Annotated in this window: 17 protein-coding genes and 1 pseudogene; 11 read left to right on the forward strand and 7 right to left on the reverse strand. The window is 73.0% G+C overall.

Annotated features, from left to right (window positions below):
• Entirely contained in the window at positions 1-3,177 is a 3,177-nt protein-coding gene (locus AB0C96_RS37780) for an amino acid adenylation domain-containing protein (RefSeq protein ID WP_362924145.1), read from the reverse strand.
• A gap of 258 nt (positions 3,178-3,435) precedes the next feature.
• On the opposite strand from AB0C96_RS37780, the gene AB0C96_RS37785 reads away from it, so the two are divergent.
• From AB0C96_RS37785 to AB0C96_RS37820, 8 genes are all read left to right on the forward strand, one after another.
• Positions 3,436-4,635, forward strand: coding sequence for an aminotransferase class I/II-fold pyridoxal phosphate-dependent enzyme (locus tag AB0C96_RS37785; protein ID WP_362924147.1), 1,200 nt, complete (start codon positions 3,436-3,438; stop codon positions 4,633-4,635).
• A gap of 81 nt (positions 4,636-4,716) precedes the next feature.
• On the forward strand, positions 4,717-8,943 hold the full coding sequence (locus tag AB0C96_RS37790) for an amino acid adenylation domain-containing protein (protein ID WP_362924148.1): 4,227 nt from the start codon (positions 4,717-4,719) through the stop codon (positions 8,941-8,943).
• Positions 8,940-10,649 carry an S-methyl-5-thioribose-1-phosphate isomerase gene (mtnA, locus tag AB0C96_RS37795; RefSeq protein ID WP_362924150.1) on the forward strand — a complete coding sequence of 570 codons (1,710 nt, stop codon included), beginning with the start codon at positions 8,940-8,942 and terminating at the stop codon, positions 10,647-10,649. Before AB0C96_RS37790 ends, mtnA begins: the two co-directional genes overlap by 4 nt.
• Complete coding sequence (locus AB0C96_RS37800; protein ID WP_362924151.1) at positions 10,646-11,239, forward strand: cupin; 594 nt, start codon at positions 10,646-10,648, stop codon at positions 11,237-11,239. Before mtnA ends, AB0C96_RS37800 begins: the two co-directional genes overlap by 4 nt.
• The gene (gene mtnC, locus AB0C96_RS37805) at positions 11,236-11,994 is read left to right on the forward strand and encodes an acireductone synthase (RefSeq protein ID WP_362924153.1); all 759 of its coding nucleotides are present in this window, start codon (positions 11,236-11,238) and stop codon (positions 11,992-11,994) included. The genes AB0C96_RS37800 and mtnC overlap by 4 nt, the downstream gene beginning before the upstream one ends.
• Positions 11,995-12,008: 14 nt before the next feature.
• The gene (locus AB0C96_RS37810) at positions 12,009-12,836 is read left to right on the forward strand and encodes an S-methyl-5'-thioadenosine phosphorylase (RefSeq protein WP_362924154.1); all 828 of its coding nucleotides are present in this window, start codon (positions 12,009-12,011) and stop codon (positions 12,834-12,836) included.
• A gap of 170 nt (positions 12,837-13,006) precedes the next feature.
• A complete protein-coding gene (locus tag AB0C96_RS37815) occupies positions 13,007-14,245 on the forward strand; it encodes a PP2C family protein-serine/threonine phosphatase (RefSeq protein ID WP_362924155.1) in 1,239 nt (412 codons plus the stop codon).
• Positions 14,246-14,310: 65 nt separating this feature from the next.
• Entirely contained in the window at positions 14,311-14,913 is a 603-nt protein-coding gene (locus tag AB0C96_RS37820; protein WP_362924157.1) for a CGNR zinc finger domain-containing protein, read from the forward strand.
• 33 nt (positions 14,914-14,946) lie between these two features.
• Here the strand turns inward: AB0C96_RS37820 and AB0C96_RS37825 are convergent, their stop codons facing one another.
• The 5 genes from AB0C96_RS37825 to AB0C96_RS37845 all read right to left on the reverse strand — a co-directional run bounded on the left by AB0C96_RS37825 (position 14,947) and on the right by AB0C96_RS37845 (position 18,740).
• Positions 14,947-15,480, reverse strand: a complete 534-nt coding sequence (locus tag AB0C96_RS37825; protein WP_362924159.1) for a hypothetical protein — start codon at positions 15,478-15,480, stop codon at positions 14,947-14,949.
• A 9-nt stretch (positions 15,481-15,489) separates the two neighbouring features.
• Positions 15,490-16,476, reverse strand: coding sequence for a hypothetical protein (locus AB0C96_RS37830; protein WP_362924161.1), 987 nt, complete (start codon positions 16,474-16,476; stop codon positions 15,490-15,492).
• Between the two features lie 181 nt (positions 16,477-16,657).
• Positions 16,658-17,257, reverse strand: a complete 600-nt coding sequence (locus tag AB0C96_RS37835) for a lipoprotein (RefSeq protein WP_362924162.1) — start codon at positions 17,255-17,257, stop codon at positions 16,658-16,660.
• Between the two features lie 144 nt (positions 17,258-17,401).
• Positions 17,402-17,776: a DUF427 domain-containing protein gene (locus tag AB0C96_RS37840; protein WP_362924164.1), complete on the reverse strand. Its 375-nt coding sequence runs from the start codon at positions 17,774-17,776 to the stop codon at positions 17,402-17,404.
• 94 nt (positions 17,777-17,870) lie between these two features.
• Positions 17,871-18,740: an alpha/beta hydrolase gene (locus tag AB0C96_RS37845; protein ID WP_362924166.1), complete on the reverse strand. Its 870-nt coding sequence runs from the start codon at positions 18,738-18,740 to the stop codon at positions 17,871-17,873.
• Positions 18,741-19,057: 317 nt separating this feature from the next.
• Between AB0C96_RS37845 and AB0C96_RS37850 the strand changes: the two genes are divergently transcribed.
• The 3 genes and pseudogenes from AB0C96_RS37850 (at position 19,058) to AB0C96_RS37860 (ending at position 22,079) form a co-directional block, all read left to right on the forward strand.
• Positions 19,058-19,570, forward strand: a complete 513-nt coding sequence (locus AB0C96_RS37850) for a CGNR zinc finger domain-containing protein (RefSeq protein ID WP_362924167.1) — start codon at positions 19,058-19,060, stop codon at positions 19,568-19,570.
• A gap of 279 nt (positions 19,571-19,849) precedes the next feature.
• A complete protein-coding gene (locus AB0C96_RS37855) occupies positions 19,850-21,610 on the forward strand; it encodes an MOSC and FAD-binding oxidoreductase domain-containing protein (protein WP_362924169.1) in 1,761 nt (586 codons plus the stop codon).
• A gap of 83 nt (positions 21,611-21,693) precedes the next feature.
• Positions 21,694-22,079: pseudogene (locus AB0C96_RS37860) on the forward strand (hypothetical protein).
• A gap of 30 nt (positions 22,080-22,109) precedes the next feature.
• On the opposite strand, the gene AB0C96_RS37865 reads toward AB0C96_RS37860, so the two are convergent.
• On the reverse strand, positions 22,110-22,367 hold a 258-nt coding region (locus AB0C96_RS37865), incomplete at its 5' end, for an SDR family oxidoreductase (protein ID WP_362924170.1).

Here is a 22,367-nt window from a genome sequence, read left to right on the forward strand (position 1 = left end):
TCAACTCTCCTGGGGGTCGAGGGTGAAGGAGCCGAGCCGCCGGTCCGGTGCGGCGACCGCCTCGTGCAGCAGCCGGGTGTACCGGTCCGCCAGCCGTGCGACGCTCGCCCGGTCGAACAGGTCCGTGGCGTATTCGAGGCTGACGTCCAGCGCGCCGGGCGCTCCGTCGTCGTCGGTGCGGCTGATGAGGTCGAAGGCGAGGTCGAAGCGGGCCGCGCCGGTGGCCGCGAGCTGCCAACGGTGCGCGGCGCCGTCCAGTTCGAGCACCGGGTCGGCGGTGTTGAGCAGGCCGAAAGCGATCTGGAACACCGGGTGGTGGGCCAGGCTCCGCGGCGGGTTGACCGCCTCCACCAGCAGGTCGAACGGCACGTCCTGGTGGGCGTAGGCGGGGATCCACGCCGCCCGCACCCGCTGGAGCAGCTCGTGGAAGGTGGGGTCGCCGGAGGTGTCGGTGCGCAGGACGACGGTGTTGACGAAGAAGCCCACCAGGTCGTCCAGGGCCGCGTCGGAGCGCCCCGCGGTCGGGCTGCCGACGACGATGTCCTCGCCGCCGCCGAGGCGGGTCAGCAGGCCCGCCAGCGCCGCCTGGAGGACGAGGAAGAGGGTGCTGCCGCTCGCCCGGGCCAGCCCGTCGAGGGACCGGCGCAGCGCCGCCGGGATCACGAAGTCGACCACTCCGCCCACGCCGCTGGCGCACTCCGGCCGCGGTCGGTCGCCGGGCAGCGGAGTACAGGGGGGAATTCCGGCCAGTGTGCTGCGCCAGCGAGCGAGTTGCCGGGCCAGCAGGCTGTCCGGATCCTTGCGGTCGCCCAGCACCTCGCGCTGCCATGCGGCGAAGTCCCGGTACTGCACGGGCAGCGGTGCCAGTACGGGCGCCGAGCCCGCGCTGCGGGCGGCGTACGCCCGGGACAGATCGCGGAACAGCGGGGTGAAGGACCAGCCGTCGGCGGCGATGTGGTGCAGCACCACCAGCAGGACCTGCTCCCCGCCGGTGCGGAAGAGCGTGAGCCGCAGCGGGAGTTCGCGCTCCAGGTCGAAGGGGGCGCGGACCGCCTCCGTCAGCAGCGCGTCCAGCTCGGCCGGCCGGCAGTCGGTGACGGTCAGTCGGACATCGGCCCGGGACGGATCGAGGATCAACTGGTGAGGGGTCTCGCCGTCGGCCGGGAAGACCGTGCGCAAGGCTTCATGACGGGCCGTCACATCGGCGAGGGCCGCGTGGAGCGCGTCGGGGTCCACCGGTCCGGACAGCCGGAAGACCAGCGGGATGTGGTAGCCGGGGTCGGCGTCCGCCATCAGCTGGTAGAGCAGCCACAGCCGCCGCTGGGCGTGCGAGAGCTCCACCCGACCGCCGGGGGGAGCGGCGACCAGCGGGACGCCGCCCCGCCCCTCGCCGGGCTGCCGGCCCTCCAGTCGGGCCGCCAGCGCCGCGGCCGTCGGCGCCGCGAACAGGTCCTGGAGCCCCGGGCGCACGCCGAGCGCGGCCGCGATGCCGGACGCCGCGCGGGTCGCCGTCAGCGAATGCCCGCCGAGCCGGAAGAAGTCGTCGTCGATGCCGACCCGTGCCACCCCGAGGACGTCCGCGAACACCTGGCACAGCACCCGTTCGGTCGCGGTGCGCGGCGCCCGGCCGGCGCCCTCGAAGACCGGCGCGGGCAGCGCCCGTACGTCGAGCTTCCCGTTGTTGGTCAGCGGCAGCCGCTCCACCACCACCAACGCCGCGGGGACCATGTGCCCCGGCAGGGTGGTGCGCAGCGCGTCGAGGAGCTCGGCCGGCCAGTCGTCGCCGGGGCCACCGGCGGCGGTCGGGGCGGCCGGGGCGGCCGGGACGACGTAGCCGACCAGGTTCCGGTCGCCGTGCTTGTCCGGCACGGTGACCACCGCGGCCCGTGCCACATCGGCACGCCGGGTCAGCTGGTGCTCGATCTCGCCGAGCTCGATCCGGAAGCCCCGGAGCTTGATCTGGCTGTCCTCACGGCCGAAGTACTCCAGCAGCCCGTCCGCCCGGCGGCGCACCAGATCGCCGGTGCGGTACATCCGGCTGCCGTCGCCGGCGAACGGGTCCGCCGGGAAGCGGCTCGCGGTCAGCTCCGGCCGCCCCCAGTAGCCGCGGGCCACGCCGCGGCCGCCGAGGTACAGCTCGCCCACCACCCCCGGCCCGACCGGGCGCAGCCGCTCGTCCAGGACGTGGGCGCGCACCCCGGCCAGCTCGGAGCCGATCGGGATCGGCCCGTCGCCCACCTCCGTCACCAGGTGGCGGGTGGCGAAGACGGTCGCCTCGGTCGGGCCGTAGACGTTGACCACGGAGTGCGGCCCGGAGGCACGCAGGGTCCGCTCCACCGCGCTGGGGGAGGCCACCTCGCCGCCCATCCACACCTGGCAGCCGTGCGCGAAGGCGTCCGGGGACTCCTCCGTCAGCACGTTGAACATGGACGGCGTGATGAAGGTGGAGGTGATCCGCTCCTCGGCGATGGTCCGTACCAGCTGCGCCGGGTCCAGGCGCCCCGGGGGCGCCACGACCACCCGGCCGCCGCGCAGCAGCGGGACCAGGATCTGGTACACCGAGGCGTCGAACTCCAGCGGCGACTGGAGCAGCACGCGCCGGTCGATGCCGGTCCAACAGGCGTCGGCCGCGAACGCCACCACGTCCTGGTGGCTGATCGCCACGCCCTTGGGGCGGCCGGTCGACCCCGAGGTGTGGATGACATAGGCGAGTTGCTGCGGCAGTACCGGAGCGGCGGCGGCCTCCGGCGGCGCCTGGGACAGCAGCCCGTCGAGCGTCCGGACCTCCGGCCCGTCGCGGCCGTCGGCGGCGCGGCCCGCGAGGAGCGCGGCGGCGCGCTCCTCGGTGTCCACCAGGACCAGCCGGGTGCCGCACTCGGCGATGACGGTGTGCAGCCGGGCCGCGGGGGAGCGGACGTCCAGCGGTGCGTAGGCGCAGCCGGACTTGAGCGTGCCGAGCAGCGCGACGACGACCTCGACACCGCGCTCCATGAGGATGCCGATGCGGTCCTCGGGCGATACCCCCAGGCCGGCCAGCGCCCTGGCGAGGGCATCGCTCATTTCGTCGAGTTCGCCGTAGGTGAGCGCGACATCGCCTTGGCCGACCGCGGTGGAATCCTTGTTCTCGCCCACGCGCGCGGCGAATACCGAGGTGATGGTGCCCGGCGCTGGAGACAAGCCGAATCCCCTTTCGGCGCGGTGAGATGACCCTGTTCTGCATTCGACTTTCGCCGTCTTCGGGCGGCAGCGGACGGCAACGTAGGTGGGTGTCCGAATCAGTGTCAAGGAAGGGTTGATGTCCCGCCGGCGGGACAACGCCCGTGCTTGTGCGGATTCCCCCGGACGGGTTGAATGGCCGCCGAATCGCCTTTCCGTTAATTCCCCGCGTAATTCAGCAGAGCGCATTTGGGGGCGTCTGGAGTGCAGCGACGGGATGTGTCCGCGAGGAACGCCGAGGCCGCGGCCTGGACCGATCCGGACTCCCTCGACCTGGCCGCGCTGTCCCGGCGCGACGGGGAGAAATGGTCGGTCGCCAAGGACGGTGTGCTGCCGGCCTGGGTCGCCGACATGGACTTCCCCATCGCGCCGAGCATCCGGCAGGCGGTGCTCCACCGCATGGACACCGACCTCGGCTATCCGGCCTGGTACGACGAGTCCGAGGGCGGCCCGCTCGGCGCCGCCTTCGCCCACCGGGCACACCGGCGGCACGGCTTCGCCGCCGATCCCGCCCACGTCCGGCTGTTCACCGACATCAACCAGGCCATGCAGGTGGTCCTCCAGCTCGGCACCGCGCCCGGTGACGGCGTCGCCCTGCACACACCGGTGTGCCCGCCGTTCGAGGACACCATCGGCAAACTGGGCCGGGTGGCCCGTACGGTCCCGATCCGGATGCGCGACGGCGCATGGCGGCTCGACGTCGACCACCTCCGCGACACGGTCACCGGCCGGCGCGGCGGCCCGCCCTGCCGGGCCCTGTTCCTGGTCAACCCGCACAACCCGACCGGGCGGGTGCTGCGCCGCCGGGAGCTGCTCGACATCGCCGCGCTCGCGGTCGAGCACGACCTGCTCGTGGTCTCCGACGAGGTGCACGCCGACCTGGTCTACCCGGGCCACCAGCACATCCCGTTCGCCTCGCTCTCCGACGAGGTCGCCGAGCGGACGGTCACCCTCACCTCCGGCAGCAAGACCTTCAACCTGGCGGGTATCCGCTGCGCCGTCGCCCACATCGGCGTCAAGGCCGTCCGGGACGCCGTCGACGACCACCAGGGGCTGCTGTTCGGGCAGGTGAGCGCGCTCGCCGTCGATGCCCTGAAGGCCGCCTGGACCAGCGCCGACGGCTGGCTGGACCGGGTGATGACGGTGCTGCGGCACAACCGGGCCACGGTGGCCGAGCAACTGCCGCCCGGGGTGGCGTGTGTGCTCCCCGAGGCGACCTACCTGGCCTGGCTGGACTGTCGGGCGCTCGACCTGGGGGAGGAGCCCTCGGACTTCTTCGCACGGGAGGCCAGGGTGCTGCTGATGCCCGGCTCGCTGTTCGGGAGCGAGGGCGCGGGGTTCGTCCGACTGAACTTCGCCACCCCGCCCCGGATACTCGCCGAGCTGCTGCGCAGGATCCGCGGCGCCCTCGGGCACTGAGACCGAACCGACCCGCCCCGGCGACATCGGCCGACGCCGCTGCCCGGCAACCAGTCTGTTCTGCAACGGATGAGGTCACCCATGACACTGGACGGTCCCGGCGCCGCGCCGCGCGGTCCGCGCGAGGAGATCCTGAGCGGTCTCTTCGCCGAGATCCTCGACGTTCCCGAGGTGGCGGCCGACGACAACTTCTTCGCGCTGGGCGGCACGTCGATGCTCGCCGTCCGGCTGATCGGCAGGATCCGCACCGTCCTCGGCGTGACGATCGGGGTGCGGACGCTGTTCCGCTGCCAGACGGTGGCGCGGCTCGCCGCGCACCTCGACGCCGACGACCCGGTCCGCCGCCCGGTGGTCCGGGTGTCGCCGCGGCCGGCGTCGGTACCGCTCTCCGCGGGCCAGCGCGGCCTGTGGTTCCTGGACCGGCTGGTGGGGCCCAGCGCCACCTACAACGTGCCGGTGGTCACCCGGATCAGCGGACGGGTGCACGAGGGGGCGCTGGCCGTCGCACTCGGCGACGTGGTGGCACGGCACGAGGCGCTCCGGACGCTGTTCGGGACGCAGGACGGCGAGCCGACCCAGCACGTCCTGCCCCCTGAAGAGGCCCGACCCGGGCTGCCGGTGACCGACTGCGCCCCGTCCGAGCTGGCCGCCGCGGTGGCCGCCGCCAGCGCCCACGTCTTCGATCTCACCTCCGAACCACCGCTGCACGCCCGGCTGTTGCGGATTGGGCCGGAGCGTTGGACGCTGGTCCTGGTCGTCCACCACATCGCCTGCGACGGCTGGTCGGTGAGCCGGCTCGGCCGGGACCTGTCCCGGGCGTACGCCGCCCGACTGCACGGCCGGGCGCCGCAGTGGGAGCCGCTGCCGGTCCAGTACGCCGACTTCGCCCTGTGGCAGCGCGCCGCGCTCGACGAGGAGTCCGCGCCCGACAGCGCGGTCTCCCGGGCGCTGGCCCACTTCCGCGCCGCGCTCCGGGAGCTGCCCGAGGAACTGCCGCTGCCCACCGACCGCCCCCGGCCGCCCCGGGCGAACTCCGCCCACGGCACCCTGCGGCTGCCCGTCGACGCCGCTACCCGCGCGGGCGTCAAGCGGCTCGCCCGCGACGGCCGTGCCACCGAACTCATGGTCGCCCAGGCGGCGTTGGCCGCGCTGCTGACCCGGATGGGAGCCGGCACCGACGTCCCGCTCGGCACGGTGGTGTCCGGCCGCACCGACGGCGCCCTCGACGAGGTGATCGGCTTCTTCGTCAACACCCTGGTGCTGCGCACCGACACCTCCGGCGACCCCGCCTTCGGCGACCTGCTGGCACGGGTGCGGGAGGCCGACCTGGCCACTTTCCCGCACCAGGATCTGCCCTTCGACCGGCTCGTCGAGGAGTTGCAGCCGCCCCGCTCGCTCGCCCGGCACCCGCTGTTCCAGGTGATGCTCTCCTGGGCGTACGGCGGCGACCTGGGCCTGGAGCTGCCCGGCGCGGTCTGCACGACGGACCGGGCGCGGCCCCAAGGCGCCAAGTTCGACCTGGAGTTCGCCTTCGACGAGCGCGTGGACGACGGCCGGCTGGAGCTGTCCCTCACCTACCGGACCGCCCTGTTCGACCCGTCCACCGCGCGGGCGCTGGGCGAGCGGCTGCTCCGGCTGCTGGACCGGGCCGCGGCCGATCCCCACCGCCGGATCGGGGAGTTGGACCTGCTCTCCGACGCGGAGCAGGAGCGGGTGACGGGCCGGTGGCAGGGCGCCGAGCGACCGTCGGAACCGGGCTCGGTGGTCGCTGCCTTCGCGGCGCGATCCGCCGCCGCGCCCGAAGCGGTCGCCGTTGTCTGCGGCGAGACCACCCTCTCGTACGGCGAACTCGACCGCTGTGCCGAGGAGTTGGCGGCCCGACTGCGCAGGTCCGGGGTGACCGCCGACGTGCCTGTTCCGCTGCTGATGGCGCGCTCGGCGGACCTCCTGGTGGCGCAGCTCGCCGTCCTGAAGGCCGGCGCGGCGTACCTGCCGCTGCACCCGGCCCACCCGGTGACGCGGATCAGGGCGGCCGTCGAGGAGGCCGGCAGCCCGGTGCTCCTGGTCGACGAGGCGCATCGGGACCATCCGGCGACCACCGGGCGGCCCGCCGCCCTGACCGTCGGCGCCGGCCCGACCACGGCGGTCCGGACGCCGCCGGCCGGCCTGCCCGAGGTACGGCCGGACCAGCTCGCCTACGTCATGTACACCTCCGGGTCGACCGGTGAGCCGAAGGGCATCGGCACCACCCACCAGGGCGTACTGGACCTGGCCCGGGACGCGTGCTGGGGGCTGGGCCCCGGCGACCGGGTGCTCTTCCACGCCCCGCACGCCTTCGACGCGTCCACCTACGAGATCTGGGTGACGCTGCTCAACGGCGGCTGTGTGGTGGTGGCCCCGCCGGGCGGCGTCGACGCGGCGGCCCTGACCCGGCTGATCCGCCGGCACGGGGTGACCCATGTCCATCTGACCGCGGGCCACTTCCGCGCGGTGGCCGAGGACCGCGCCGGCTGCCTCGCGCCCGTGCGCGAGGTGCTGACCGGCGGCGACGCGGTGTCCGGGCAGGCCGTCGCCCGAGTGCTGGCGGCCTGCCCGGACACCGCGGTGCGGGCGCTGTACGGACCGACCGAGACCACCCTGTGCGTCACCCAGACCGCCTGGCAGCCCGGTGAACGGGCCGGCGGCACCGTCCCGTTGGGACGCCCGATGGACAACACCCGGACCTACGTGCTGGACGAGGCGCTGCGCCCGGTGCCCGCCGGAGTGGTGGGGGAGCTGTACCTGGCGGGCGCGGGCCTGGCGCGTGGGTACGTCGGGCGGGCCGCACTGACCGCGGAGCGGTTCGTGGCCTGCCTGTTCGACGGCCCGGGCGAGCGGATGTACCGCACCGGCGACCTGGTGCGCTGGGACGGCGAGGGCCGGCTGCACTTCCTCGGTCGGTCCGACGACCAGGTCAAGATCCGTGGCTTCCGGGTCGAACCCGCCGAGGTGGAGGTCGCGTTGACGGCGCTGCCCGGGGTCGGTCAGGCCGCGGTCGTGGTCCGCGAGGACCGGGCCGGGGAGAAGCTGCTGGTCGGCTATCTCGTGCCGCCACCGGACGGCCCGGCCCTGGACACCGCCGCGCTCCGCGACCGGCTCGCCGAGCTGCTGCCCGCATACCTGGTCCCCAGCGCACTGCTGGTGCTGGACGCCCTCCCGCTGACCGCGAACGGCAAGCTCGACCGCGGGGCGCTGCCGGCCCCGCGGTTCACCGCGGCGGACGGCGGCCGGGCGCCGCGCGGCCCCCGGGAATCGGTGCTGTGCCGCCTCTTCGGCGAGGTCCTGGGCGTCCCCGACGTGGGCATCGACGACGGGTTCTTCGAGCTCGGCGGGCACTCCCTGCTCGCCGCCCGCCTGGTCCACCGGGTGCGGTCCGTGCTCGGCGCGGAGATCGGCGTGCCGGCCGTCTTCCAGGCCCCGACCGTGGCCGGACTGAGCGCGCTCCTGGACTCCGGGACCGGCGGCGCCGACCTCGGCGAGGTGCTCACCCTCCGCGCCGAGGGCGACCTCGCCCCGGTCTTCCTGATCCCCGCGGCGAACGGTCTGAGCTGGTGCTACTCCGCGCTGCTGCGGCACCTCCCGGCCGGGCACCCGGTCCATGCGCTCCAGGACCCCCGGCTCGCCGAGGACCGGCCCGGCCCGCGCTCGGTCCGCGAACTGGCCGCCGGATACCTGGCGCGGATCCGCGAGATCCGTCCCAACGGCCCCTGCGTCCTGGTCGGTTGGTCGTTCGGCGGCACGGTCGCCCAGCAGATCGCCGTCGACCTTGCGGCCCGCGGCGACCGGCCGGCCCTGCTGGTGCTGCTCGACGCCTACCCCGGTGACCTGCTCGGCTGGGGTGCCGAACTCGCCACCGGCGAGTTGGTCGCGCTCGCGCTGGACGGCATCACCGTGCCGGCGCCGCGGGACGGCGGGCTGCCCGCGGCCGGGGCGCTGCGGACCGCGCTGCGAGCCGCCGGCAGCGTGCTCGACTCCCTCGACGACCGGACCGTCGGCAGCCTGCTCCGGATCGCGCGGCACAACGTGCAGGCGCTGGCGGAACACCGTCCGGGCAGGTTCCCGGGGCAGGCGCTCTGCCTCGACGCGGCGGATCAGGCACACCCCGCGGGACCCGCGTCGCGGGCGTGGCACCCGCTGCTCGACGGCCGGGTGGACGTCCACGCCGTCCCCTGCGATCACACCGGCATCGTCACCGCGGACGCCCTGGCGGCGGCCGGGCCGGTGATCGAGGCCGCGCTGAAGGCCACCCACATCCTGGAGTCCCCGTGAACGCTCAGCAGCCCTCCCTCTTCTGGGAGGACGGCGCGGTCGTCACCCTCGATCAGCGCGTCCTGCCCCACACCTGCCGCCGGCTCCGGCTGCGTACGGTGGACGAGGTCATCGAGGCGATCTCCACCCTGGCGGTCCGCGGCGCACCGGCCATCGGCCTCGCAGGTGCGCTCGGCGTGGCCCTGTCCGCGCTGCGGCACCGCGCGCCCGGAGGCGGCCTCGACGAGGCGGCGGTGCGGGCGGACGCCGAGCGGATCGTGTCGGCCCGCCCGACCGCGGTGAATCTGGAGTGGGCCGTCCGGCGCGTGCTCACCCGGCTCGGCGAGGGCGGCCGGGCCGTCCTGGCCGAGGGGCTCGCCATGCTCCGGGAGGACGCCGAGGCGAACGCGGCGATGGCGCGGCGCGGCGCGGACCTGCTCACCGGTCTGCTGCCGGACCGCCCGCTGCGGCTGCTGACCCACTGCAACACCGGCCGCCTGGCCACCACCGCGACCGGTACCGCCCTCGGCGTGATCCTCGAACTGGCCGCCCGGGGGCGGGTCGCCGAGGTCCTGGTGGACGAGACCCGCCCGCTGCTCCAAGGCGCCCGCCTCACCGCCTGGGAGCTGCGCGAGGCGGGCGTGCCCCACCGGGTGTGCGTCGACTCCGCGGCCGCGGCCGCGCTCGCCGCCGGCATGGTGGACTGCGTCCTGGTGGGCGCCGACCGGATAGCCGTCAACGGCGATGTGGCGAACAAGATCGGTACGTACGGCATCGCGGTCGCCGCGGCCCGCAGCCGGGTCCCCTTCCTGGTGATCGCACCGGAGTCCACCCGCGACCCGGCCCTGGCGACCGGCGCGGGCATCACCGTCGAGGAGCGCGGCGCCGCGGAGGTCACCGAGTTCGCCGGCGCCCCGCTGGCCCCGGCCGGCACCGCCGTCTTCAACCCCGCCTTCGACGTCACCCCCGCCGAGCTGATCACCGCGATCGTCTCCGAGGACCGGGTGCACCGGCCCCGGCAGGAGCCGGCCCGGCCCCCGGACGAGCGGCAGTTGGGCACCTCGGTCGCCGCCATGGCCCGCACCCTGTACGCGCGGGAATGGATGCCCGGCACCTCCGGCAACATCTCGGCCCGCTCGGCCGCCGACGGCACGCTCGCGCTGATCACCGCCAGCGGGCGGGACAAGGGCGAGCTGACGGACCGTGACGTGGTCGCCGTGCACGCCGGGACCGCGCGGCCGGTGGACCCGGACGGCCCCCGGGCCTCCGCGGAGACCGCCATCCATGCCGCGGTGTACCGGACCACCGACGCGCGGGCCGTCATCCACGTGCACGCCCCCCACGCGACGGCGGTCGCCGGCCGCTGGGCCCGCGAGGCGGCCGGCCCGGGGACCGCCCTGCTCCCGCTCCGGGACTTCGAACTCCTCAAGGGCCTCGGCCTGAAGGACGCGTCCACCACCGACGTACCCGTCTTCCCCAACCACGCGGATGTCGGGAGGATAGCCGGCGAGGTGGCGGCCCACCTCCAGGGCCGGCCGGAGGCACCGCCCGCGCTGCTCATCGCCGACCACGGCATCACGGTCTGGGGCGAGGACCTGGCGCAGGCCCGCAACCGGCTGGAGTGCCTGGAGGCGATCTGCCGGCTCATCCTGCTGGACACCGGCAACTGGCCGGCCCGGACCACCACTCCCGCCGCCGAGACGCTCCCGGAAGGGAAGACCGCATGACGCTCCTTCAGCTGATGCCGGACGACGCACCGGACACGGTGCTGCTGCGGACCACCGACCCCGCCACTATCGCCGGGGCGCTCGCCGAGCACGGCGTGGAGCTCGACCACTGGCCGGTCCGCGGCCCGGTCGGACCCGACGACGACAGCGCCGAGGTGCTGGGCCGCTACCGCGCGGAGGTCGACGAACTCCGCGCCCGCAAGGGCTTCCGGCTGGTGGACGTGGCCCGACTCCATCCGGCCCCTGGCCCGGAGTGGGCCGAGCGGGCGGCCACGGCCCGGTCCACGTTCCTGGAGGAGCACCGCCACGCCGAGAACGAGGTGCGCTACTTCGCGCACGGCCGCGGCTGCTTCTCCCTCCACCTCGACGACCGGGTCCACGCCGTCGTCTGCGAGGCGGGCGACCTGCTGTCGGTGCCGGCCGGCACCCGGCACTGGTTCGACATGGGAACCCGCCCCGACTTCGCCGCCATCCGCTTCTTCGAGGAAGAGGACGGCTGGGTCGGCGACTTCACCGCCGACCCCATCGCCCGCTCCTTCCCCTCCCTCGACGCCCTCCTGGCGGCCCCGCACCGGCCGGCGGCGCCGTGACCCCCGTGCCCCTCCCCGGCGCGGACCGGGCCCCGGTCCGCGCCGTCGTGTTGGACATCGAGGGCACCATCGGCTCCGCCGACCACGTGCACACGGTGCTCTTCCCCTACGCCCGCGCGCGGTTCGCCGCCTGGTTCGCCGCCCATCGGGGCGAGGACCGGTGGACGCGGGCGATCGAGGACATCCGGGAGGCGGCCGGCGCACCGGGCCTCGACGAGGCGGGCGCGGTCACCGCGCTCCACGCCTGGACCGACGCCGACGTCAAGGCGGCCCCGCTCAAGGCGTTGCAGGGCGAGATCTGGGCGGCCGGCTACGCCGACGGCAGCCTGCACGGCCACGTTTACGACGACGTACCGGAGGCTCTGGCCCGCTGGCGGGCCGCCGGAATCGCCCGCCACGTCTACTCCTCCGGTTCGGTGGCAGCCCAGCGCAACTGGTTCGCCCACAGCAACCACGGCGATCTGACCGGCCTGCTCGACGGCTACTTCGACCTGACCACCGCGGGACCCAAGCGGGCCCCGGACTCGTACCGGACGATCAGCCGGGCGCTGGCCGTGCCGCCCGGGCAGACCCTCTTCCTCAGCGATGTGCGGGCCGAACTGGACGCCGCGGCGGCGGCCGGCTGGCAGACCCTCGCGGTGCGCCGCCCCGACGACCCGCGCGGCCCGGTGGTCGACGGCCACCCCGTCCGCACCGGCCTCGCCGGGCTGGACCCCGCCCCCGCCGCACCCGCCTGCCCACCCCGGGCGCCCTGACGAGAACAGGAACCATGACCACCACCGCAAGCACCCCCACCGCCCCCGTCGCCGACCTCGCCGTCATCGGTGGCAGCGGCTTCTACGAACTCCTCGTCGACGCCGAGCGCCACACCGTGGACACCCCCTACGGCGCACCGTCCGACGCGATCACCGTGAGCGAGATCGGCGGCCGGCGGGTCGCCTTCCTGCCCCGCCACGGGCGCGGCCACGCCCTGCCCCCGCACCGGATCAACTACCGCGCCAACCTCTGGGCGTTGCGCGCACTCGGGGTCCGCCAGGTCCTCGCCCCCTGCGCGGTCGGCTCCCTCCGCCCCGAGCTGGGCCCCGGCGCCGTCGTCGTCCCCGACCAGCTGGTGGACCGTACGAGCGGCCGGGTGCAGACCTTCTACGAGGAGGGCGCGGTGCACGTCTCGTTCGCCGACCCCTACTGCCCGCACGGCCGCGCGGCGGTGCTGGAGGCGGCCGCGGAGACCGGGGCCGAGGCGACGGACGGCGGGACCATGGTCGTCATCCAGGGCCCGCGGTTCTCCACCCGCGCCGAGTCGCAGTGGTACGCCGCCGCGGGATGGTCGCTGGTGAACATGACCGGCCACCCCGAGGCGGTGCTCGCCCGCGAACTCGCCCTCTGCTACACGGCGGTGGCCCTGGTCACCGACCTCGACGCGGGCATCGACGCCGACCACAGCGTGTCGCAGGAGGAGGTCTTCGCGGTCTTCGCCCGGAACACCGTGCGGCTGCGCGGCCTCGTACTGGCCGCCCTCGACCGGCTCCCCAAGGAGCGCGCCTGCGGCTGCCCCGACGCGCTCGCCGGCATCACCCTCCCGTTCCCGCTGCCCTGAGGGATGCCGGGGCGGACGGACGCCGGCCCCGGACGCCGCCCCGGACACCGGGGTGGGGCGGCCTCCGCCCGTCCCGTCCGGCGACATGCCGCAGAAGGCCCAATGGCCCGGTGCGGCCGTTCGGGTGCGCGAGGCTGTGACTCCTGATCACGGTCGTACCAGGAGCCCGTGTGGACAGATCGGGTGAGTCGGTCTTCGAACAGACACGTCGCGATCACCGGTCGGGCAACGGGAGCCCGGCCGGGAACTCCGCGGCAATCGTGGAGAACAGCGGTTTCGAGGTGCCCCGCCCACCCGCGTGGATGCGCTGGCTGCCGGCCGCCTACGTCGTGACCGTCATGCTGGTGGAAATGGCGACGCCCACCACATGGGCGGTCAGCTTCCTGCTCATCGCGCTGCCGGTGGTCGCCGCCTACAGTCTCGGCCCGGTCAGTGTCGCCGCGGTCACGGCCGGCGCCCTCGTCCTGGAGGGCGTGGTGGCCGGCACGCCGTGCTGCACCGGCCACAACCTCCACCAACTGTGGGAGAACCACCACGTCGCCGCGTACCTCGCGACCGGCCTGGTGGGTCTGCTCGGGGTGGCGCTCGCCGCCCACCGGCAGCGCCAGGAACAGCATCTGGTGCGGGCCAACTCGGTGGCCGAGGCCCTGATGCGCACCCTGCTGCGCCCGGTGCCGCACCAGGTGGGGCAGGTGTCCGCGGCAGGGCTCTACCGGTCCGCCGAGGTCGGCACCATGGTCGGCGGCGACCTCTACGACATCCGTGCCACCGAGGCCGGTGAGCGGGCGATCATCGGCGATGTCCGCGGCAAGGGGCTGAAGGCGGTGCGCACCGTCGCCGACATCCTCGGCACCTTCCGTGAGGCCGCCTACGACCCGGGAACCCTGCTGACCGTCGCGGCCCGTATGGAGCGACGGATGGCCCGCGAGGCCCGGGAGATCCGCGACGACGAGCTGTTCGTCACCGCCGTCCTGGTCGAGTACGACGCCCCCGCCGGCCGGCTGACGATCGTCAACCACGGCCATATCGAACCGGTCCTGATCTCCGGCGGCGCGGTCACCGCCCTCACCGGCCCACCGGCCCTCCCGCTGGGCCTCGGCACCCTCGCCGACGAACCCCCCGTCGCCTACACCCACCCCTTCGGACCCGGCGACGTCCTGCTGCTCTGCACCGACGGCCTGATCGAGGCCCGCGATCAGCACGGTGCCTTCTACCCGCTCCTGGACCGGCTCCGGCACCGCTTCGCCGACCGGCCCGCCCCCGGCCCCGGGGACGTCGTCGACTTCCTCAACACGGACCTGCCCCGGCACACCCGGGTCTTCCACGACGACGTGGCCATCCTCGCCCTCGCACCGCATCCGCACGGCCAGGAGCCGGCCGGCGGGCCCGGAGCCGCGACGGACCGGTGAGCGCGTCGCGCCGCTGTGGAAAGATGGACCGCCCGCTGGACGTCCAGCCAGGAGGTGCGCTCGCGATGACCTGGCCCGCAACCGCCCGATACCGCCTGGACCCCGCGCCCGGCGGACTGGCCCTGGCACAGGACCTGCTCAACACCGTTGCCGCGGGCGCCCCGCGGCAGCCCGACCTCCTCGCCGGCCTCGACGACGCGCGGGCCTGGGCACGGGACGCGCTCGCCGCATGGTCGGCGGTGACCGGGCAGCCCGCACCCCAGGTGGCCCTGGACGCCCACGGACTTGAGGAGCTCCGGGCCTTCCGGGACGACCTGCACGGGCTGACCGCCACGGCACGGAACGTCGCAGCCGGGGCCACCGCGGCCGCCGCCCCCGTGCTGTACACCGCCACCGCCGCGCTCCGGCTGGGCGAGGACGGCTGCGTCCGCCTGGAGCCGCGCGGCACCGGCTGGCGCCGGCTGGTCTCGCTGACCCTGGCCGCCGTCTTCGAGGGACAGCACACGGACTCCCGTCGCCGCCTCAAGACCTGCCGCAATCCCCGTTGCCGGGTGGCCTTCTACGACCGCTCGCGCAACAACAGCGGCGTCTGGCACGACGTCAAGACCTGTGGCAACGCCGCCAACCTGCGGGCCTACCGCGCCCGCCGACGGCTCCAGAACGCCTGAGGCGACGCCGGACGGCACCGCCACCCGCTCCGGTCACTCCGACTGATGCGCCTCCCGCGCCGCGTCCACAAAGGCCTCCAGCGCAGCCCAGAAGGGGCGGTAGGCGGCGTCGAACTCCTCGCGCCGCCCGGTGTCGCCGGCCAGTTCGGCCGTGACGGCCGCGTAGAACGTCCCGGTGCGCTTCTGCACGGAGAGCGCCGCCGCGGCGGCCGAGGGCGGGCCCTCCAGCTCCACCACGCGCGCACAGCGCCGGATCCGCGCGTACTCGGCCACCTCCCGGTCGTGCAGCTCGCCGAGCGTGGCCGTACGAGCGTCGGAGGCGGGCAGTCGCAGCGCCGCGGAGATCTCCCAGTACAACTCGCCCATCCGGTGGGTCTGTTCGATCAGCTCCAGATAGGCGGTGCGCCGACTCTCCCGCAGCCGCTCGGCGCGCTGCGAGTGCGCGGCGATCTCGGCCTGTATCCGCGCGGCCCGGGTGCTGCCACGGCTGGTGACCCAACTGGCGAGCACGGCCGTGCCGCCGGTCACCGCCGCGATCGCCAGAGTCCACCACGCGCTGTCCCCCATGCCACCACCCTACGAGGGGAACTCGCCCGGCGGCACCTCACTCGTGGTCGCATTGCCGCCGAGCACCTTGTTCAGCGTGAAGGTCAGCACCGTGTACTGCGTGCCACCGGCCACCCGGACGGTCCGGAAGTCGGCCTCGTCGTCGAACTTCTCGAAGCGGCACCCGCGGGTGAAGGAGCTCTTCTTGCCGTTCCAGTCCTCGCCGGTGGTGAAGTACACCGTGTACGTGCCGCTGTTGACGCTGCGTATGGTGGTGTGCGCGTCCTTGCGGACGTACACGGAGAACGCCGTGCGCCCACCGCGGGTCAGCGTCACCACGGCGTCGGTGCTGGTGCCGTTGTTGATCGTCAGCCGGCCCAGCCCGCCCCGGCTGCCGTCCCGGAGGAACGTCCCGTTGGCGAGCCGCCGGTACTGGGCCTGCTCCGTGCGCGGCAGTCGTAACGTCGCGTCATAGCCGAGGGCGGTGAGCGCCCGGCCGGCTTCCCGGACGCTCCGCGGGCCCTGTGCCGTGCTGAGTTCGACGCGCGGCGACGTGGCGCAGCGTCCGCCGCCGCCCCGGGCACCCTTCAGATCCCGTCCCAACACGCGTAGCGCACCGGCGAGTTGGCCGTTGCGCGCGGTGGCGTCGTCCGGCGTGCGGGTCGTGTCCAGCGCGTTCGCGGCCACTTCGGCCCGGGTGCCGGCGGCGTCCAGGGCCGCGTCCAGGGCGCGGCCCTCCTGCGCCCCGTCGACCGCGCGCAGGGCGTTGTTGAGCGGCCGGAGCGCGCTGCCCAGCGCCCGGCGATAGGCGTCGGGGGCGACCGTCGGGGCCCGGCCGGACGACGGCGTCGCACCGGCCGCCGAGCCGCGGGCCCCCGCCCCGTTCCCGTTCCCGCTCCCGCCGTCCGACGAACAGCCCGCCAGCGACAGGGAGAGGGCGAGCAGCGCACCGCCGAGGCCGGCGGCCCGACGCCTCCCGCGCCCCGTTCGCGCCCCGTCCGGCGCAGGCACAGACACGTACGTCCGCATGATTCCCCCGAATCCCCGGATCCCCCCGGATACCCCCGACATCCGGCAACCGCCGAAAGAACCAGGTTTCTCCGACCGTCAGATACCTGTCAAGGCCGCCACCGCGGCCTGTGGACGACGGAGCCGGCCGCCGGATTTCCCCCTGGTTGCCGCATGCGGGGTGCGGGTATCAGGAGACGATCCTCAGGGAGGACTTCGCGCGCTCGTACACCTGGCGGGTACGTTCCTGGCCGCCGGGGTCCTTGCTGGCCACGCACAGCACGATGGTTCCCTTCGGTGTCACCACCGTGAGCTTCCGGATCTGCTCGTGCGGGATGTCGTCCGGCGGTTTGGTCTCGTAGGCCATTTCCGCCGCGGGCCGTCCGGCGACCGTCGACGTGCTGATGCTCTCGGGCGACGAGTACTGGTACTCGCCATAGCCGGCCAGGCCCACCCCGTCGTGGTCGCCCAGTACCTTGCGGGGGTTGGTGCCCTTCAGGTCGTCGACGTCGACCCAGAGGGCCACCTTCTCCTTACCCACCTTCAGGTCGAGATCACAGGCGCGGGAGAAGTGGAAGGATCTCTTCATCTCCGGGGGAAGGGGCTGTTCGGCAGGGTTCGTCTTCCAGGGCTTGTCCACCTCGAATGTCACCGGCAGCTTGCACACCGAATGCGGACCGCCCACCACCTCCACGGAGACGCGCTCCTCCCGCGCGCACCCGAGGGCTGCGCCGGCCAGCAGCGCGGCGCCAAGTACCCAGGACGCTGGTCTTCGTACGCGGCTCCGCATCAGGCCCCTCCCTCTGATTCCGTCGAACGGTAGCCGACGTCCGTCCGTCAAACGACTCAATCGTCCGATACCGGCGCTTCGCCTACAGCCGGCCCCGCTTCTCGAAGACGACGTACAGGCTCGTGCACACCGCTCTCATCGAGGTCAGTGGGCCTTGACCTCGTCGACGTCCAGGCCGCGGTCGACGCCGTGGGGGACGACGTTCTGCCCGGGTTCGAGATGCAGGCGTGTGCCGTCGAGACAGACCTCGACCTCGTCCGCTTCGAACGACACCAGGTCGCCGACGCGGTCGACCTCCCGGTAGGCGTTGCGGTACGACCAGGCGGCGCGCCGCACATCGCCGATGTCGTAGTAGTCGCACAGGCCTTTGTAGGGGCAGAAGGTCTGACCTTCGACGGGGCGTAGTCGGGTCTCGTCGATGTCGGCGCGCGGGACGTACCAGCGCGGGGCGAATCCGGACTCGTAGAGCGCGACCCCATGGCGGGTTCCTTCCGGGTGTGGGTGGGCGAGTGGCCGCACCCTGGGGCGGGATGGTGGTGGTTGCCGCTTCTGGGCGAGGTGCCTGCCTCGCCCTGGTTCCGCGTCCGCCGCAGCCGCCTCGACCCTTGGCGCGTCAGGCCAGGACGCGGCCGAGGAAGTCGCGGATGTGCTCGGTGATGGTTTCGAGGTGGCTCTCCAAGGCGAAGTGCCCGGACTCGAGCAGGTGGATCTCGGCATCAGGCAGATCCTGGTTGAACGCCTCCGCGCCCGCGGGGCCGAAGATCTCGTCGTTGGCTCCCCAGACCGCCAGCAGCGGAACCTGGGAGTCGCGGAAGTACCGGTGGACCTGCGGGTAGAGGTCCACGTTGGTCGGGTAGTCGCGGAAGAGCTTGAGCTGGATCTCGTCGTTGCCGGGCCGGTCCAGCAGCGCCTGGTCGTGGACCCAGTTGTCGGGGCTGACCAGGCTCTGGTCGGCGACTCCGGTCACGTACTGCCAGCGGGTGATCTCGGCGGTCAGAGCGCCGCGCATGGGGGCTTCGGTGTCCGGTCCCGGCGACTTGGCGTAGGCGAACACGCCGTCCCAGAAGGGCTTGACGAAGCCCTCTTCGTAGGCGTTGCCGTTCTGGGTGATGATCGCCGTGATGCGGTCCGGGGACTGGAGGGCGAGCCTCCAGCCGATGGGGGCGCCGTAGTCCTGCACGTACATCGCGAACCGGTCGATGCCCAGGTGCTGGAGCAGGCCGGAGGTGACCTCGGTGAGGGCGTCGAACGTGTAGGGGAAGTCCTGCGGGGTGGGCATCGCGGACTGGCCGAAGCCGATGTGGTCGGGGGCGATCACGTGGTAGCGGTCGGCGAGCGCCGGGATCAGGTGGCGGAACATGTGCGAGCTGGTCGGGAAGCCGTGAAGGAGGACCACGGCAGGTGCCTTCGGATCGCCGGCCTCCCGGTAGAAGACGTCGAGACCGTTGATGTTGGTGGTGCGGTGGTGGACTACGGGGGCCATTTCCTAACCTATCTGTCGGGCTTTAGTGGTTACACGTGCAGCCGAACATACTCGACCTAACCTGTCAAGACGGCTTAACTGGTTAGGGTTGCGGTTGTAGTGGGGGTGCCGCTACGTCCGGGCGGCAGGACGGTGCCTGCCTCAAGCCTCCGCCCGTGAAAGGTCGCCAGCCATCGCAACCGCCTTGACTGCCGACCGTCCGGCCGGTGCGGCGCCCGGTTGAGGGCGCGACTAACCAACTAAATCCATATCTATGGTTAGAGTGCGCCCGTTCGTGTAACCTGTCAAGCGACCCGATTAGGTTAGAAGGTGCGGTAGTGGTCGACCGAGAACAGCAAGACGCACTGCTGGAGCTCCTCAACAGCACGCCGGTGGTCAACGGCGTCGTCCAGGACCAGCTGGCAGATCCGGAAACGGCCAGGTCCTGGCAGCAGGCCCGCGGTGGCAGCGGAACCGCAGACGAGCTCCGCAGCCTCGTGCAGGCGCGCGATGCGCTCCAGGACGTGGTGCGCGGCAGCCGACCCGCCACGTCGCTGGCCCCGCTCCTGAAAGACGTCACCTCCTGCCCGCACCTCTTGCCTGCGGGGGTGTCGTGGGAGGTGGACGCCCCTGCGGAGCGCCGGATGGCGGTAGAAGCCGTGCTGGCGTGGAGCGCGGTGCAGCAGACGATCCCCGGCCGGCTGCGGCCGTGCGCCAACCCGGAGTGCCGGCGGTTCCTCATCGACCGCAGCAAGACCAACAAGGCCCGCTGGTGTTCGATGGCCGTCTGCGGCAACCGTATGAAGGCACGGCGCCACTACCAGCGCACCCGCGACGCCGCAGTCGAGTAACACCTGTCGATCACTCTGATGCCGCGATCCCAGGCTCGTCAGGGTGTTCACCGGCTGTCGGTGAGACCAACTCCGATCGAACGGCCCGCCCAGGAAGAACGAATGGACATGGGCCTTCCGTGTCGGTCCCTCCGTTCGAAGAATCTCCGCGGATGCACCAAGATTCATGATCAGGGAATCACGGCGGCACCGGCACAAGAACGGGGATCGGCCCCAGCGCACGGATCACAGCGCCATGAGGGGCTGTCCCCGGCCGGCCACCCCGCAGGAGGTCCGCAAATGGCGACGCTGCTGTCCGTCAACGTAGGCATGCCCCAAGACGTCTCCTGGCAGGGAAGGACCGTCCACACCGGAGCCTGGAAGGCCCCCGTCCAGGGCCCCCGAATGGTCCGGCGGCTGAACGTCGACGGAGACGGTCAAGGAGATCTGGCCGGGCACGGCGGCGACATTCGAGCCGTCCTCGTCTATCAGCTGGAGTCCTACCGGTACTGGCAAAAGCAGCTCGGTCGCGACGACCTGACCTTCGGGATCTTCGGGGAGAACTTCACCGTCGACGGCCTGCCCGACGACGAAGTATGCATCGGCGACCGGTACCGCATCGGCGAAGCCGAACTCGAAGTCACCCAGCCGCGCGTCACCTGCTACCGCGTCGGCATGCGCCTGGGCGAACCGACCATGGCCTCCCTGCTGGTCGCCCACCACCGCCCCGGTTTCTACCTGCGCGTCATCACCGAGGGGCGCGTCCAAGCCGGCGACGAGATCGCCCTCACCCGCAAAGGTCCGGAAGAACTCAGCGTTGCCGAGATCGACGCGCTGCTCTACCTCCCCGGCCGCGACCCCGCGAAGCTGCGCAGAGCACTGAACATCCCCGCCCTCAGCCCCGGATGGCAGCAGTCCTTCCGCGAACTCGCCGCCGCCCAGCAGCCCAAACAGGAACCGGGATGGCCAGGCGAACGCGCCAGCACTCAGCAGCCCAGGGAAGAGCCGGGATGGCCGGGCTTCAAGACGATGCGCGTCGCCCGCATCGTCCCCGAGACCCCCACCGTCTCGTCGATCTACCTCGACACCACCGACGACACACCCCTACCCGAGGCCCGCCCGGGCCAGTACCTCTCCATCCGCCTGGCCGTCGGCGATGGCGCCCCCGCAGTGCGCAGCTACTCACTCTCCTCCGCGCCCACAGCCGGCACCTACCGCATCAGCGTCAAACGCGAGCCCCACGGGAAAGTCAGCAGCCACATCCATGCGACGCTCCGCCCCGGGGACCTCGTGGACATCGCAAGCGCCCGCGGAACGTTCGTACTCGAAGAAGGCACCCGCCCGATCGTCCTCATCTCGGCAGGCATCGGTGCCACTCCCGTGCTCGCCATGCTCCACAGACTCGCCGACGCAAGAGACCCGCGCCCTGTCTGGTGGATCCACATCGCCCACGACCGCGCCCACCACGCTTTCGCGGACGAGACCCACGCCCTCCTGACGCAGCTCCCCCACGCCCACGAGCACATCTACTACACCTCCGAAACCCCACATCCCGACGAGCCCCACATCACCCAGGGCCGCCCGACCGCCCGATCACTCGCGGCCATGGGGATCCCCACCGACGCCGACGCCTACCTCTGTGGACCAGCCGCCTTCATGGACGACCTCGGCGGCTTCCTGCGCGATCACGGCCTGCGCCCCGAGCGGATCCATACGGAACAGTTCAGCGCCCTCCCCGCCATCAACCCAGGCGTCACAACCACCGCCGCGATCCAGCCGCACCAACCACCCGGCCCCACGGGCACCGGTCCCCTCATCACCTTCGCACGCAGCGGCATCACCACCCCCTGGTCATCCGCCCACGCTTCACTGCTCGATCTCGCCGAAGCCTGCGACATCCCCACCCGCTGGTCCTGCCGCACCGGCGTCTGCCACACCTGCATCACCCACCTCGTGGCAGGCGACATCACCTACACCACCCCACCCCTCGAACTCCCCGAGCCCGGCACCGTCCTCGTCTGCTGTAGCGAACCGATCACCGAAGTGGTCCTCGACCTCTAGCGCTGTGACCGCATAGGTTCGCCGGGGCGGTGGTCGTGGCGGTTGGCTGTGCGGTGACGTCCGATCCGATCGCTGGAGGTGCGGTGGCCGAGCCTGCCCGTGTGCGCAGACTGACCGACCAGGAGGGGCAGAAGCGGCAACAGATCGTGCGCCGGGGCAGCACCAGCTCGGTGCGATATCGGGGCGCGATGATGCTGCTGGCCGCCGCTGGCGGGAACCGGGTGCCGGCCACCTACCACCGCACCCACGGGATGCGGTACTTCCACGGCTGCTACTCGGTCGGCGACGACACCCTGTGGGGCGTCAACCGGCGCAAGAAGGGCTCCGGGAACACGCTGCCTACCTGCGCTGGCGCAACGCCAAAGCCCGCCACCGCGACGTCCTGGCCGCCGAGCGCAAGGAACGCGCCCGCATCCGCGGCGAGAGGGGCATCCACTGGGGTGGACGTCCCCTTGCCGCCGCGGCCTGAACGACCGGTGAACCTACGCGGTCAGGGCACCTAGAGTTGCGAAGCCCCTCCGTCGACAGGGAACTCCGCTCCCGTCGTGAAGGTCGCACCGAACGCCAAGTACGCCACCGCGGCGGCCACTTCCTCGGACATCCCCAGCCGCTGCATGGGGATGGTGCTCCGGTAGGTGTCCTTCATCGTCTCGACGACGTCCGCGGGCAAGGAGCGGTCCAGGATGCCGGTGTCGATCGGGCCGGGGCTCACGGCATTGACGCGCACCTTGCGCGGCAGCAACTCGCGGGCCAGGGT

Origin of the sequence: Streptomyces sp. NPDC048506 (assembly GCF_040651315.1) — a bacterium.
GTDB lineage: Bacteria > Actinomycetota > Actinomycetes > Streptomycetales > Streptomycetaceae > Streptomyces.

What these genes read in the sequence shown, in the direction of transcription:
- AB0C96_RS37835 (WP_362924162.1), bottom strand. Translation starts at nt 17,257, where the DNA reads ATGCGGAGCCGCGTACGAAGACCAGCGTCCTGGGTACTTGGCGCCGCG.
- AB0C96_RS37845 (WP_362924166.1), bottom strand. Translation starts at nt 18,740, where the DNA reads ATGGCCCCCGTAGTCCACCACCGCACCACCAACATCAACGGTCTCGAC.
- AB0C96_RS37825 (WP_362924159.1), bottom strand. Translation starts at nt 15,480, where the DNA reads ATGGGGGACAGCGCGTGGTGGACTCTGGCGATCGCGGCGGTGACCGGC.
- AB0C96_RS37800 (WP_362924151.1), top strand. Translation starts at nt 10,646, where the DNA reads ATGACGCTCCTTCAGCTGATGCCGGACGACGCACCGGACACGGTGCTG.
- AB0C96_RS37810 (WP_362924154.1), top strand. Translation starts at nt 12,009, where the DNA reads ATGACCACCACCGCAAGCACCCCCACCGCCCCCGTCGCCGACCTCGCC.
- AB0C96_RS37820 (WP_362924157.1), top strand. Translation starts at nt 14,311, where the DNA reads ATGACCTGGCCCGCAACCGCCCGATACCGCCTGGACCCCGCGCCCGGC.
- AB0C96_RS37790 (WP_362924148.1), top strand. Translation starts at nt 4,717, where the DNA reads ATGACACTGGACGGTCCCGGCGCCGCGCCGCGCGGTCCGCGCGAGGAG.
- AB0C96_RS37855 (WP_362924169.1), top strand. Translation starts at nt 19,850, where the DNA reads ATGGCGACGCTGCTGTCCGTCAACGTAGGCATGCCCCAAGACGTCTCC.